Below are 11933 nucleotides of genomic sequence, written 5' to 3' on the forward strand. Positions count from 1 at the left end.
ACCATTCCCGGCTTATTCCTGCCTTTTTGTCCCGCCCGTTCAAGTCATAAACCAGACAGCCTGTAACATAAAATTTGTGAAGAAGATCTCCCTTCATCCTGAATTACGCAGCAGGAGTTATTCTCCAAATATCGAATCTTGAAAAGGATAAACCCACCTAACAAGCAGGAGGAATGAATATGGGAAAAACGATCAAGGTTGCTGTCATCGGCTGCGGGACCATTGCCAGAGCGGCGCATATCCCCAACTATTTGAAACATCCGGACGCCGAAATCAAATATTTTTGCGACACGGACAAGAAGAAGGCGGAGCAGGCGGTCAAGGATTATGAATGCGGCACCGCCGTGGAAAATTACCGTGACATTCTGGACGACCCCGAGATCGATGCCGTCTCCGTATGTACCCCTAACGATGCTCATGCCGCCATCTCCATCGATTTTTTGCGGCGGGCAAGCATGTCTTGTGCGAAAAGCCTGCGGCCCGCACCTACGCGGAAGCGCTGGAGATGCAGAAAGTGCAGCACGAAACGGGCAAAGTGCTGAATATCGGGGTCGTGAACCGGTTCAACAAAAGTGTGAACATGATCAAAAACCTGATCGAAAGCGGCGAGCTTGGCGAACTGTACCATATCTATGCTAGCTTCCGCGCTCACCGCTCCATTCCGGGACTTGGCGGAGCGTTTACCACCAAATCAATTGCCGGCGGGGGCGTCCTTATCGATTGGGGCGTCCATTATCTGGACATCGTCATGTACTGCGCCGGCGATCCGCGTCCGTTGACGGTATCCGGCCAGGCCTACTCCAAGCTGGGGCGGGACCTGCCGAATTACGCCTACCTGAACATGTGGGCCGGGCCCCCGAATTACGCCGGTACGTATGATGTCGACGACTTCGTCACGGCCATGATCCGCACCGAAGGGCCGGGCATTACGATCAACGGCGCCTGGGCGCAGAACATCGGCACGCCCGAAACCTACATCGATTTTCTGGGCGACAAAGCAGGGATCCGCCTACAATACGGAGGCGACTTCACTATTTACGGGGCCAAGGACGGAGCTTTGCTGGAAACGAAGCCCAAGTATTCATCGAGCGACCATTTCGAAAACGAAATCAACGGCTTTCTCGAATGCATCCAGACCGGCGTAAAGCTGCCGTCCCATATCGATACCGTCATCGTCACCTCCAAGATGATTCAGGCGATCTACGACTCTTCCGAGCAGCGCAGGGAAATCGAGCTGTAATAAGCGACTGAGGGGGATTGCGGCTTGAAAACGATCGGTTTTATCGATTATTACCTCGATGAATGGCATGCCGAGCATTATCCGAAGTGGATTGAACAAGCATCGGGCGGCACTATGAAGGTGGCTTATGCCTATGGAATGGCCGATTCGCCTTCCGGGCGCACCAACGTACAGTGGAGTGAAGACAAAGGGATCGAGCTGCTCCCTTCGATTGCCGAGGTCGTGGATCGAAGCGATTACATCATTGTCCTTTCGCCCGACCATCCGCAGTACCACGAGCCGCTCGCCCAGCTTCCGCTTCAATCCGGCAAGCCTACCTATATTGACAAAACCATTGCCCCGGACCGCCAGACCGCTCGGCGCCTGTTCGATCTAGCTGAGCAGCACGGGACGCCGCTGTTCTCCAGCTCGGCGCTTCGCTTCGCCGCGGAGTACGCCGGGGCCGAGCGCGCCGGCATCGAGAACATCATCAGCTTCGGGCCGGGGCGGTACGACACCTATTCGATCCACCAGATCGAACCGATCGTCTCGCTGCTGGGCCCCGGCGTCCGCCGGATGATGTATACCGGAACGCCTCACGCCCCATCGTGGCTGATCGGATTCAGCGGGGGCCGCCAGGCCGAGATCCATCATCTCGGCGGGGGATGTCCCTTTTCGCTGACGGTCAGCTATACATCCGGTGAGACGAACATGCTGAAAGCGGACTCCGATTATTTCGGGCTGTTCGCTGGGGCGCTCGTCCGCTTCTTCGAAACCGGCGTTCCGCCTGTCGATCCGGCCGAGACCGTAGCAATCATCACGATCATCGAACAGGGCTTCAAGGCGATGGAAACGCCCTATCAATGGGTAGAGCTTCCTTCGGAATAGATCCTCGAACGCAAAACAAAACGGTGACATAGCCGCAGGGAAATGCTAGGCCCCTCCCCTGTCGGTCATGCCACCGTTTTTTACGGAATCCCAGGCTACGCCCAGTTCTCCTCGTACATGTCCTCTTTAAAGCCGACCGTCACCTTGCTGCCGTCTGTTACGATCGGACGTTTGATCAACCGGCCGTTACTGGACAGCAGCTTGATCTGCTCTTCCCGGCTCATGGCCGGCAGCTTGTCCTTCAGACCCAGCTCCTTGTACGCCTCTCCACTGGTGTTAAAAAACTTCTTCAAATCAAGCCCGCTCTTCTCGACCAAGTGGGACAGCTCGTCCGGAGCCGGCGGCTCCTCCCATAAATGCTGGAGCTCCAGCTCGTGGCCGTGCGCTTCCAGCCATTTAACCGCACTGCGGCACGTACCGCATTTGGGATAATGGTATACTTTCAATTTGCTCATCGTTACTCACTCTTTTCATTGATCAAGTTCATGTTGCTTCGCCTCGGCAATCAGGCGGGTCATGTCGGGCGGCAGCGGTGCCTGAAAGGTCATCCGCTCCCGGGTAACGGGATGCTGGAAGGACAGCTCCCAGGCGTGGAGCGCCTGCCGCGAAATGCTGTGATCCAGCAGCACCACGGTCCGCTCGGATGGGGTTAATCTCTGCGACAGAACGGTCTCCGGGGCCCCCTGTTCCTCAGGCGGAAGCACCTGGTAAACCGGATGCCGGTACAGCTTATCGCCGATCAGCGGGCAGCCGATGCTGGTGTTCCGTCAGCTTCAGGCGGGACTGCAGCTTGCGGGATACGTGGAGTCTCTTCTGCAGAATCGTCTTCAGCAGCCATCCGTCTTCCGAAGGCGGGACGGTATATGAAATCGGGGGATAGTATTCGCTCATTTTTTCCGTCCAAATACCTTTTTGCTGCGCACGTATTCGATATCCGCCACGCCGCTGCGGGCGTTGGCCGTCCGGGCCACAACGAAGAAGTAGTCCGACAGACGGTTCAAATACCTGCGCACGTCGGGATTAATTTCTTTCTCCCGCCCCAGCGTCACGACTCTGCGCTCTGCGCGGCGGCAGACCGTGCGGCATACATGCAGCGTGGATGCCAGCAGGGTGCCCCCAGGCAGAATAAAGCGCTCCAGCTCTGGCGTCTCCTCCATGTAAGCATCCATCCACTGCTCGAGCCGCGTCACTTTGTCGGGACCGACCTTGTATTTGCTCTCGCTCAGCTTCACAAATGCCAGATCGGAGCCGCAGTCAAACAACTCATGCTGAATCTCGATCATATTTTCTTCAGGTCCTGCAATGACTCCGCTTCCATCAGGCTGATCGCCTGGCCCACAAAGCAGTTCAGCTCGTCAATCGTGCCGTAGGCCTCGACCTGCAGGTCGTCCTTCAGAACGCGCCCGCCAATGACCGACGTTTCGCCTTCATCGCCTGTTCGTGTATAGATTCTCACCGGCTTCTTCTCCCCTTTATCGCGTATTATCATTCATCAAAGGAATCGCGGAAGCCGCGTCCCCTGTGCTGGCTTCTTTACTCCGTCAAAGCCTTGAGCGCCTTTACCGCATTGTCGACCGACTTGGCCGAGATCGGGATCGTGGCGTACAGCTTCTCCGGAACGTATTTCTGGTCTTTGAAAAATTTCATTTCACGAACGGGGATGCCGTACAGATGCTCGGTCGTATCCGTCGTGCCGTCTTCTTTTTCCTCGTTGCTCGCGAACACGCCATCCGGATATTTTTTCGGGTCAAAATACGAATCGAGCACGGTATGGCCGCCCATTTTGGCGTAATTCTTCATATCGTCTTCCGGCAGAAAAATGATGTCATGCCCGCCGGCAGCATATTCAACCATCAGCTTCTCCGGGTTATAAATCGGACTTGCCGATACTTTGACCTTCAGGTCGGGCCCCATCACTTCCTGAAGCTTGTCCTGCACCTTCTCATACACCTGAGACGGATCGGATTGATTGTCAATCATAAAGACCGATAACGCGTTTTTATCTCCCTTGCCGCAGCCCGTCAGCAATAAAACGGCAAAGACAACCAGCAGCGCCAGCTTCCCGTATACCTTCAACTCCTGCTCCCCCTTTTCTCCGATAGGTTCAATATATCACAACCTGATAAGAGAAAAAAAGAGACCCCGTTCCGGGGTCTTCCGCCTGCCGATTAAGACTTCTTCTTCGGGCAGCTTTTCATATATTCGTTTATTTTCAAATCCAGCAAACTGCTGATTTCGATTACGATTTCCGATGTAAAAGATTGTTCCTGTCATAAAGATCTGTTCCATTTTTTTGGCGGAGCATCATGATTTCGTCTTCCAAGGATAAAGTTTTCGTCTGATCTGTCGTTTTGGTTGACCATTTTACATTATTGCTGCCTTCAGCTGCGTAATGTCCGCGGAATGCAGGCAAATCGTATTCAGCGCAAAACAAGGTCATCCCTCCTTGGCAAGTCAATTTTTTGCTCCCAAAATAGAATTATAACATACAAATAAATAAATAAAAGTGAAATTTATGTTAAATTCTACTAGAAACAGGGAATTATTGTTCAGCTGGTTTTCAGTTTGTGGACAAATTCTCCAATGCGCTCCAGAGCCTCAGTCAGCTGGGCGACGGAGGTAGCGTACGAGCAGCGGAGAAAGCCTTCTCCCCCTTGTCCGAAGGCCGTTCCAGGCACTGCGGCAACCTTCGCTTCCATCAGCAGGCGCTGGGCGAACTCATCCGAGGACAGCCCGGTCTCAGCGATGCTAGGGAAGGCATAAAAGGCACCTTGCGGCTCATGACACGGCAGTCCGATATCGACGAAGCCCTGCACGATCAAACGGCGCCGCTGGTTGTAGGAATCGATCATCCGGTCCTTCTCTTCCAGCCCGTTGGTCAGCGCCTCCAGCGCGGCCACCTGCCCCATCACCGGTGCACACATCACTGTGTATTGGTGAATCTTCAGCATGGCGGCGATCAGGTCGGGATGGGCACAGGCATAGCCCATACGCCAGCCGGTCATGGCGAACGCCTTGGAAAAGCCGCTGACCAGAACCGTCCGGTCCATCATGCCCGGAATCGAGGCAAAGCTGACATGCTTTTGCGTATACGTCAGTTCGGCATAGATCTCGTCGGAAATGACGATCAAATCATGCTTCTCCACCACTTTGGCGATCGGCAGCCAGTCCTCATACGTCATGATGGCGCCGGTCGGATTGCTCGGGTAGCATAAAATCAGCACCTTGGACTTCGGCGTGATTTTGGCCTCAAGCGCCTCTGCCGTCAGCTTGAAGTCGTTCTCTGCGAACGTCTCGATGCCAACCGGAACCCCGCCGCCGATCGAGGTGATCGGGGAATAGGATACGTAACAGGGCTCGGGAATGAGAATTTCGTCCCCAGGCACGATCAGCGCACGCAGCGCCAGATCGATCGCCTCGCTGCCGCCAACGGTCACTAGAATCTGATTGGACGGCTGATAGGAGACCTGAAAGCTGTCATACAAATACTGGGCGATAGCTTCCCGGAGCTCGATCATCCCGGCGTTGGAGGTGTAGGCCGTGCGCCCCCGCTCAAGGGAATATACGCAGGCTTCTCTCACATGCCATGGAGTCGTGAAGTCCGGTTCCCCTACGCCCAGTGTAATAATGTCCTTGCTTCCTTCGGCCAGGTCAAAAAATCGGCGGATTCCGGATGGCGGAATATCGCGGACCAAAGGAGCCAAATACGATTGCATCGATTTCGAATTCTGCTGTTTCTTCGTTTCTTCATTCACGATCATGACACATCTTCCTTTACGGTGAGATCATGAGACGGTTATCTTCTTCACGGTCTTCAAAAATAATTCCGTCCTGCTTATATTTCTTCAAAATGAAATTCGTCTTCGTCGACAATACCGAGTCAATCGGCGACAGCTTCTCGGAAACGAAGTTGGCCACTTCCCGCAGGTTGCGCCCTTCCACTTCCACAAGAAGGTCGTAGGCTCCCGACATGAGATACACGGATTTGACCTGCGGATACAAATAGATCCGCTCCGCGATCCCTTCAAAGCCCCGCCCGCGCTCGGGCGTAATCTGCACTTCGATCAAGGCGGTTACCGTCTCGTCTTCAATCTTGCTCCAGTTCACGACCGCCGCATATTTTACGATGACATGGTCTTGTTCCAGCTCCGCGATCGCTTCCTTGACCGCTTCCTCTTCAACGCCGATGAGCGTTGCCAGCAGGGCCGGGGACCGTCTCGCGTCTTCGTTCAACAGGTCGAGGACCTTCAGTTTCAAATCCGTCAGTTGTTTCATACAGCATCCTCCAGCGCTTGTTCCACGGGCCTTCTTCACTATTACGACAAAGGACCCGGGTTCGAGATTAATACTAATATTACATGAAATTATCATGCATGCAAAGCAAAACCGTCTCCCCGGCGTGGGCCGAAATGGAGACGGCAAAATGGGTCCATGCTTCATAGAAGCAGGATTTTGGGTACTTATTGTTATCCGCTTGGTGACGCCACACATGAGAACTAAACGGCGCCTGCAACTCCGGCAAATTACATGTAATACGGGTTTTGGGAGCTTTGCTGCTGCTGGTACGGATTGGATGCCTGGGCATATTGGCCCATGCTGCTTGTTTTTTGCTGCACGAACTGACGGTTCTTTTGCTGCAAATTTCGCGCATCCTGAATCGACTTGTCCACATCTTGGCGAAGCGCCTTGGATGACGTGGAGTACATATTCAGCTGCTTCATCAGATTGTACAGTTCTCCCTGCATGCGGAGCGTATCGTTCGTCAGCTGCGTAAACAATTGCCGCACGGTCGGACAGGAGGATTCCGTCGTTGCCGTGGTGTATTCGCGGACCGTTCTTTTCAGATCGGCCAGGATTGTGTACAAGAGGTCCTCGTCCTGCATGAACTGCGAGTTATTGGAAGTTTGATAATACATTGCGCAAATGCCTCCTAAGCTATCATTGTTGGGGACTCGTCGGCGCCAGCGGCTGGTGCTGCTGAATGGCCTGTACGAGCAAATCGATATGGTGGTCCAGCGACCGGATGTATTGCTGGCACGCCTGCTGAATCGTCGGGTTCTGCGTAGCAGCGGCTGTTGCCGCACACTGCTTGATCAGCAGATCCTCATTTGAAATCGAATCGACGATATATTCCAGCTCCTTGCCGGTAATCGCCTGCATTTGATTGGACTGCATCGGTATTCCTCCTCTGGATATCTCTAACTCCATCCGTATTATGTCCCGGGGAAGGTTTTCTATGTATTGTCGGCATGGCCTCTTCCACCGGCCGATCTGCCGGAACAGCTATAAATTGTGCATGCGGAGCAAATACTTTGAATACTACCGATAAGGGGCGAAACACACATATGATTCTGAATAAAGGGAACTTGGCATGGCCGTCTACATTGAAGCCGGCACCCGCTTATCCGGAGCTTGCGGAGGATCTCTCCTGCGACGTACTGATCATTGGCGGCGGCATGGGTGGAGCCCTTCTCGCCCACAAGCTGTCCGGGGCCAATCTTCAAACCGTTCTGCTCGAGAAGGGACGGATCGCTGAAGGAAGCTCTTCAGCCAACACCGGACTGCTTCAAAGCTCCAACGATAAATCGCTGACCTCCATTATCCATACGTTTGGCGAACAGACCGGCATCACCTTTTACCAAATGTGCAGGGACGCGATGCGTAAGCTCAAGGAAGCAGCCGGCGGGCTCAAGCTGGAACCCGAGCTAATTCCGCGCAGCAGCCTATATTTTGCCAGCAGCGTCGAGGACGTGCCTTACCTGAAAGAGGAATATGAAACCCTTCGCGAGCACGGTTTTGAAACGTCATATTGGGATCAGGCCGATATCGCATCGCGGTTCCCCTTCTCCAAGCCCGCGGCGTTGTATACGACCGGCGATGCCGAAGTCAACCCGTTCCGGTTCGTTCATGGCCTCGTTCAATACGCGGCGGATCATGGGGTACGGGTGTACGAAAACAGCCCGGTCATTCATTTGGAATATGAAGAAGACGGCGTGGTTTGTTATACGCGCACCGGCCGGATTTTCGCCCGTAAAATCGTCCATGCGAGCGGCTATGAAACACAGGAAGAGAAACCGGACCGCAATGCGCTGCTTCAGACGACCTATGCGATCGTCACGAGCCCTGTACCCGATTTTACCGGATGGCACGAGCGCTGCCTGATCTGGGAGACGGCCCGGCCGTATCTCTACATGCGGACCACCGTGGACAACCGCATCGTAGCAGGGGGCCTGGACGAGCACCCGGTCGCTCCGGAGGAGAGGGAAGGCCGGATCCGGCATAAAAGCGAAATGCTGCTAAACGAGATTAAAGCCCTTTTTCCCCGTTACGCCGGCATCCAAGCCGACTATGCATGGGCTTCCCTGTTCGGGCTCACCCACGACGGACTGCCCATGATCGGTCCGCATTCCCGGTTTCCTCATAGTTATTTTATTGAAGCCTATGGCGGCAACGGGACCGTCTACTGCATGATTGCGGCGGATCTGCTAAGCGATGTTCTTTGCGGGAAAACGCGCCCCGAGCTGGAAATTTTCTCATTGGAGCGGACCTCCAAACCGTCCCCCAATGCTCAGGTTCCCGGCTCCTGATTGGCAGATAAACCCTAAACCTTGCAGCCAGGTTGGGCTTCCGTAAGTTCAATCTCTTCCCTACAGAAAAATCCCCTGACTCCAAATGAAGGAATCAGGGGATTTGTTGTGTAACGCGATTGTTCAAGTGCGTGCCGATTTCCCCGGCTTAAGCAGCCGTCTCACGCAGATCCAGCTGAGGATCGGTGATGCGCCGAGCACGAGCATCAGCACGGTAATGGTGCTCTGGTCTTTGCTGAAGGACAGCACGATGATGAATATTATCGTACCGAGAAGGCGGCCGACCATCAGACTGAGCTCACGCAGAACGACCAGCTCGACCCGCTTTTCCACGTTTTCGTCGCTGGTCCCCATCAAGTCGAAGCCGGATGAGACCATCGGCAGGATGTACAGCGGCATAAAGATAGCCGTACCTATGCCGAGCAGCAGCAGGGTGAAATAATTGACCTTCCAGATAAGCGGCACCATGACCACCCACAGCAGCAGGGCGCCCACCAGCATGCCCGCGCTCCGGTAGGCCGGTTTAAACCATTTGCCAGCCAGCCAGTACGTCGCCAGCGATACCGCGGACGTAATGAGCGAGAACTGCCCCAGCTTCGACTCCTGTTTCGTGGCAACAAACACAAGGAGATTGATCAGAAAGGCGAACACCCCTTCCCGAATCCCCTGCGCCGCCAGACCGGGGGCCATAAGCCGCCAGGGGCTGCCTTTGTCCTTCAGCTGCTTCACAGGCTCGAGCCAGGCATAGGTTCCGCCCTTTTTCCTCTTTTTCAAAAAGAAGCTCAGCACCACGCCGAGCGCATAAATGATCAGGGACGTCGTAAAAATGATCCGATATCCCCTGTCGCCCTTCAGCATGGAAATCAGCAGGCCGGAAAACCAGGGCCCGACAATGCCCGTAATGGAGCCGAGCAGGCCGACCCACCCGTTAAACAGGTCCCGGTTCTCAGGATCGGTGACTTCGAAATACACCACGTTAAAAGCAATCCAGAACAGCCCGATCGCAATCCCAAGCAGTATCCCGAGCGGCCATATATAATAAATTGCCTTTTCCCCAACCCACAGAACCAGCAAATAAAAAAGGCCCGTCAGCCCGATCCCCAGCCTGAGGGCGTTCATTTTGTTATACTCCTTCACCCATTTGCCTGCCAGCCAAAAGGTGAGCCCGACGGCCAGCTGCTGGGCGACGGTAAACCATCCGATCATCGCGTAATCCTGCTTGCTTTTCCATAAATATACGTTGAGAAACGTGCCCGACAAGGCGCCGGATAAAACGATCAGCCCGTTAACGGCAAGCAGCAGTATCGTTTGCCGATTCAGCCGCGCAGATGATTTTGATTTCATAATTACCCCCTTCATATCCGGGTCTACCTCATTAGTAATTCCCTAAAAGGGGGTAAATCATCGATCGGTTTGCTTTTTTTACGAATTCTTCTTCTCTTGGCTCAAGTGGTCGACCATCCGCAGCCGGTCTTCCTCAGCCAGACTGTATTCGACATGGAAGCATCCCGTGCAAATATACATTTGAAACTTGAAAAGGCGGAGTCAATACCGGACCTTGGCACTTCCTCCTGCTCATCCAGAATTTGCTCCACTGTCTCCTCGTAGTTCATGAGGTCGTGGCTGTCCTCATACTTATCGAGCGTCCGGATCGACGGCGGCAGCTGCTGCATGTCTTCCTCATTCCAAAAAGGAACGGCTTTATCGTCATCCTCAGGAAGCTCCCAATCCGTACCTTCGATTCCCTCATGCTCTTCGTCTACGTCCGCTTCCTCTTCATCCGCACCCAGCTGGATGCTCAGCGTCCGGTAACCTTTCAGCTCATTGTGGCAGTAAGGGCATTCATCCTCGGGGCCCAGTTCCTCGTCCCATACGATTTCCGTCTGGCACCAAGGGCAAACCGTGGTTTCCATATGATCCATCTCCTTAATGTTTCATCAAATATACGACGCCCACAACAAAGAAGGCGACCGCAGCGACGAACAAAATCCTCGCCAAATTTTTCATGTGTTCCTCCTACATTAAACAGGCTCCAATCACATATGAAAGGGACACCGGGATCAGCATAGAGATCAGGCCGACCGCCCGGTTATCCCGTTTAATTTCTTCGTCCACGGAAAACACCGGGGTTAAAAATTCGTACAGCAGGTAGGCGATAAACAGCAGCAGAAAGCCGTAGAAGGCCCACTTCATCATGTCATAGATCGACGTTTTGGACTCAATGCTGTACCTCAGCACATTGCAAAGGCCGAATATTTTGCCTCCGGTAGCCAAAGCGGCGGCAATATTGCCTCGTCCGATTTCATCCCAGCACTTGTACCTCGCCACGATTTCAAAACAGTACAGAAAGACGATCAAGCCCAGAATCGCTACCGAAAAATAACCAATCAGCGTACCGATCGGATAGGCCAACAGCAAATCAGCCCCGTTCTTCACTCCCAACATCCCCCTGTTCCCGGCCGAAATTCAGGCTCACACCCATATTATTTAAGCTCAACCACCGTCACGCCGGTTCCGCCTTCGCCGTAATTTCCCAGACGGTAACTTTTAATATGCTTGTGCTTGCGGAGATATTCCGAGATTCCCTGTCTCAAAATTCCCGTGCCTTTCCCGTGAATCAGGTATACTTGGCCGAGGTTGCCCAAAAACGCTTCGTCGATAAAACGGTCGACTTCGATCAGCGCCTCTTCCAGATTCGCGCCCCGCAGATCCAGCTCGCTGCGGATGTTGTCATCCCGCGTGCGCTTGACCGTAGTCGCATGCCGCTGCACCTGCTTCTCGGCCGGTTTGTTCGCATTCACCAGCTCGAGGTCGTCCAGGCTGACCTTCATCTTCATGATACCGAGCTGAACCACAGCCTCCTTCGCGCCGGACAGCTCCACGACATGGCCCTTCTGGTTCAGGCTGTAGACCATGACTTCATCGCCGGGCTCGATTTGGCGCGGGGCCTTGGCCTTCGGTTTGGCCGCTCCCTTCTTGCGCTGCTGCGGTTCAGCCTCATCCAGCTGTCGGCGGGCGGCGATCAGCTTATGCTCCTTGACCGAAGCCCCTTCCTCTTTGGCCAGCTGCCGCAGATCGGCGATGATCTGCTCCGCTTCGCGGCGGGCTTTGGCAATGACTTCCTTGGCGTCGGCCCGGGCCTTCTCGATCAGCCGGTCGCGCTGCTCCTCGAGCTTCTCGAGCTCCTGCTGATGCCGGCTCCGGAGCTGCTCCATTTCCTGGCGCAGTTTCTCGGCCTT

At 54.2% G+C, this 11933-nt stretch carries 14 protein-coding genes and 4 pseudogenes; 4 read left to right on the forward strand and 14 right to left on the reverse strand.

Annotated elements, in window-relative coordinates:
* Positions 1 to 179: 179 nt before the first annotated feature.
* The 3 genes and pseudogenes from CPT76_RS41830 to CPT76_RS02700 all read left to right on the forward strand — a co-directional run.
* Positions 180 to 490 (forward strand): annotated as a pseudogene (locus CPT76_RS41830) (Gfo/Idh/MocA family protein); the annotation flags it as partial.
* 15 nt (positions 491 to 505) lie between these two features.
* A complete protein-coding gene (locus tag CPT76_RS02695) occupies positions 506 to 1240 on the forward strand; it encodes a Gfo/Idh/MocA family protein (RefSeq protein WP_374954593.1) in 735 nt (244 codons plus the stop codon).
* 24 nt (positions 1241 to 1264) lie between these two features.
* Positions 1265 to 2107, forward strand: coding sequence for a Gfo/Idh/MocA family oxidoreductase (locus CPT76_RS02700; protein WP_105441845.1), 843 nt, complete (start codon positions 1265 to 1267; stop codon positions 2105 to 2107).
* 95 nt (positions 2108 to 2202) lie between these two features.
* Here the strand turns inward: CPT76_RS02700 and CPT76_RS02705 are convergent, their stop codons facing one another.
* From CPT76_RS02705 to CPT76_RS02750, 10 genes and pseudogenes are all read right to left on the reverse strand, one after another.
* Entirely contained in the window at positions 2203 to 2562 is a 360-nt protein-coding gene (locus tag CPT76_RS02705; protein ID WP_105441846.1) for an arsenate reductase family protein, read from the reverse strand.
* A 15-nt stretch (positions 2563 to 2577) separates the two neighbouring features.
* Positions 2578 to 2811 carry a hypothetical protein gene (locus CPT76_RS02710; RefSeq protein WP_105441847.1) on the reverse strand — a complete coding sequence of 78 codons (234 nt, stop codon included), beginning with the start codon at positions 2809 to 2811 and terminating at the stop codon, positions 2578 to 2580.
* Between the two features lie 58 nt (positions 2812 to 2869).
* A pseudogene (locus CPT76_RS02715) lies at positions 2870 to 2998 on the reverse strand (RluA family pseudouridine synthase); the annotation flags it as partial.
* A pseudogene (locus tag CPT76_RS02720) lies at positions 2995 to 3563 on the reverse strand (cob(I)yrinic acid a,c-diamide adenosyltransferase). The pseudogenes CPT76_RS02720 and CPT76_RS02715, both read right to left, overlap by 4 nt.
* A gap of 77 nt (positions 3564 to 3640) precedes the next feature.
* Positions 3641 to 4183, reverse strand: a complete 543-nt coding sequence (locus CPT76_RS02725) for a hypothetical protein (protein ID WP_076170670.1) — start codon at positions 4181 to 4183, stop codon at positions 3641 to 3643.
* A gap of 92 nt (positions 4184 to 4275) precedes the next feature.
* Positions 4276 to 4541 (reverse strand): annotated as a pseudogene (locus tag CPT76_RS41835) (aspartyl-phosphate phosphatase Spo0E family protein).
* Positions 4542 to 4656: 115 nt separating this feature from the next.
* The gene (locus tag CPT76_RS02735) at positions 4657 to 5868 is read right to left on the reverse strand and encodes an aminotransferase class I/II-fold pyridoxal phosphate-dependent enzyme (protein WP_105441848.1); all 1212 of its coding nucleotides are present in this window, start codon (positions 5866 to 5868) and stop codon (positions 4657 to 4659) included.
* Between the two features lie 13 nt (positions 5869 to 5881).
* On the reverse strand, positions 5882 to 6382 hold the full coding sequence (locus CPT76_RS02740) for an Lrp/AsnC family transcriptional regulator (RefSeq protein WP_076170676.1): 501 nt from the start codon (positions 6380 to 6382) through the stop codon (positions 5882 to 5884).
* Between the two features lie 248 nt (positions 6383 to 6630).
* Positions 6631 to 7023 (reverse strand): spore coat protein, encoded by a 393-nt coding sequence (locus CPT76_RS02745; RefSeq protein WP_076170678.1) that lies wholly within the window; start codon positions 7021 to 7023, stop codon positions 6631 to 6633.
* A 22-nt stretch (positions 7024 to 7045) separates the two neighbouring features.
* On the reverse strand, positions 7046 to 7282 hold the full coding sequence (locus CPT76_RS02750; protein ID WP_076170680.1) for a hypothetical protein: 237 nt from the start codon (positions 7280 to 7282) through the stop codon (positions 7046 to 7048).
* A 170-nt stretch (positions 7283 to 7452) separates the two neighbouring features.
* Between CPT76_RS02750 and CPT76_RS02755 the strand changes: the two genes are divergently transcribed.
* Positions 7453 to 8694 carry an NAD(P)/FAD-dependent oxidoreductase gene (locus tag CPT76_RS02755; RefSeq protein WP_105441849.1) on the forward strand — a complete coding sequence of 414 codons (1242 nt, stop codon included), beginning with the start codon at positions 7453 to 7455 and terminating at the stop codon, positions 8692 to 8694.
* Between the two features lie 123 nt (positions 8695 to 8817).
* Here the strand turns inward: CPT76_RS02755 and CPT76_RS02760 are convergent, their stop codons facing one another.
* The 4 genes from CPT76_RS02760 to CPT76_RS38770 form a co-directional block, all read right to left on the reverse strand.
* Positions 8818 to 10038, reverse strand: coding sequence for an MFS transporter (locus CPT76_RS02760; protein ID WP_076170684.1), 1221 nt, complete (start codon positions 10036 to 10038; stop codon positions 8818 to 8820).
* A gap of 101 nt (positions 10039 to 10139) precedes the next feature.
* A complete protein-coding gene (locus tag CPT76_RS02765) occupies positions 10140 to 10607 on the reverse strand; it encodes a hypothetical protein (RefSeq protein WP_308737499.1) in 468 nt (155 codons plus the stop codon).
* A gap of 103 nt (positions 10608 to 10710) precedes the next feature.
* Positions 10711 to 11130, reverse strand: a complete 420-nt coding sequence (locus tag CPT76_RS02770) for a DUF350 domain-containing protein (RefSeq protein ID WP_240913256.1) — start codon at positions 11128 to 11130, stop codon at positions 10711 to 10713.
* 47 nt (positions 11131 to 11177) lie between these two features.
* A partial coding sequence (locus CPT76_RS38770; RefSeq protein ID WP_258168020.1) for a Smr/MutS family protein occupies positions 11178 to 11933 on the reverse strand: 756 nt, incomplete at its 5' end.

The organism is Paenibacillus sp. AR247 (assembly GCF_002968895.1).
Taxonomy (GTDB): Bacteria; Bacillota; Bacilli; order Paenibacillales; family Paenibacillaceae; genus Paenibacillus_AQ; species Paenibacillus_AQ favisporus.

Excerpts from the sequence above, each read along its gene's own strand:
- CPT76_RS02695 (WP_374954593.1), top strand. The coding sequence starts at position 506 with ATGCAGAAAGTGCAGCACGAAACGGGCAAAGTGCTGAATATCGGGGTC.
- CPT76_RS02735 (WP_105441848.1), bottom strand. The coding sequence starts at position 5,868 with ATGATCGTGAATGAAGAAACGAAGAAACAGCAGAATTCGAAATCGATG.
- CPT76_RS02755 (WP_105441849.1), top strand. The coding sequence starts at position 7,453 with ATGATTCTGAATAAAGGGAACTTGGCATGGCCGTCTACATTGAAGCCG.
- CPT76_RS02760 (WP_076170684.1), bottom strand. The coding sequence starts at position 10,038 with ATGAAATCAAAATCATCTGCGCGGCTGAATCGGCAAACGATACTGCTG.
- CPT76_RS02750 (WP_076170680.1), bottom strand. The coding sequence starts at position 7,282 with ATGCAGTCCAATCAAATGCAGGCGATTACCGGCAAGGAGCTGGAATAT.
- CPT76_RS02705 (WP_105441846.1), bottom strand. The coding sequence starts at position 2,562 with ATGAGCAAATTGAAAGTATACCATTATCCCAAATGCGGTACGTGCCGC.
- CPT76_RS02765 (WP_308737499.1), bottom strand. The coding sequence starts at position 10,607 with ATGGAAACCACGGTTTGCCCTTGGTGCCAGACGGAAATCGTATGGGAC.
- CPT76_RS02740 (WP_076170676.1), bottom strand. The coding sequence starts at position 6,382 with ATGAAACAACTGACGGATTTGAAACTGAAGGTCCTCGACCTGTTGAAC.
- CPT76_RS02745 (WP_076170678.1), bottom strand. The coding sequence starts at position 7,023 with ATGTATTATCAAACTTCCAATAACTCGCAGTTCATGCAGGACGAGGAC.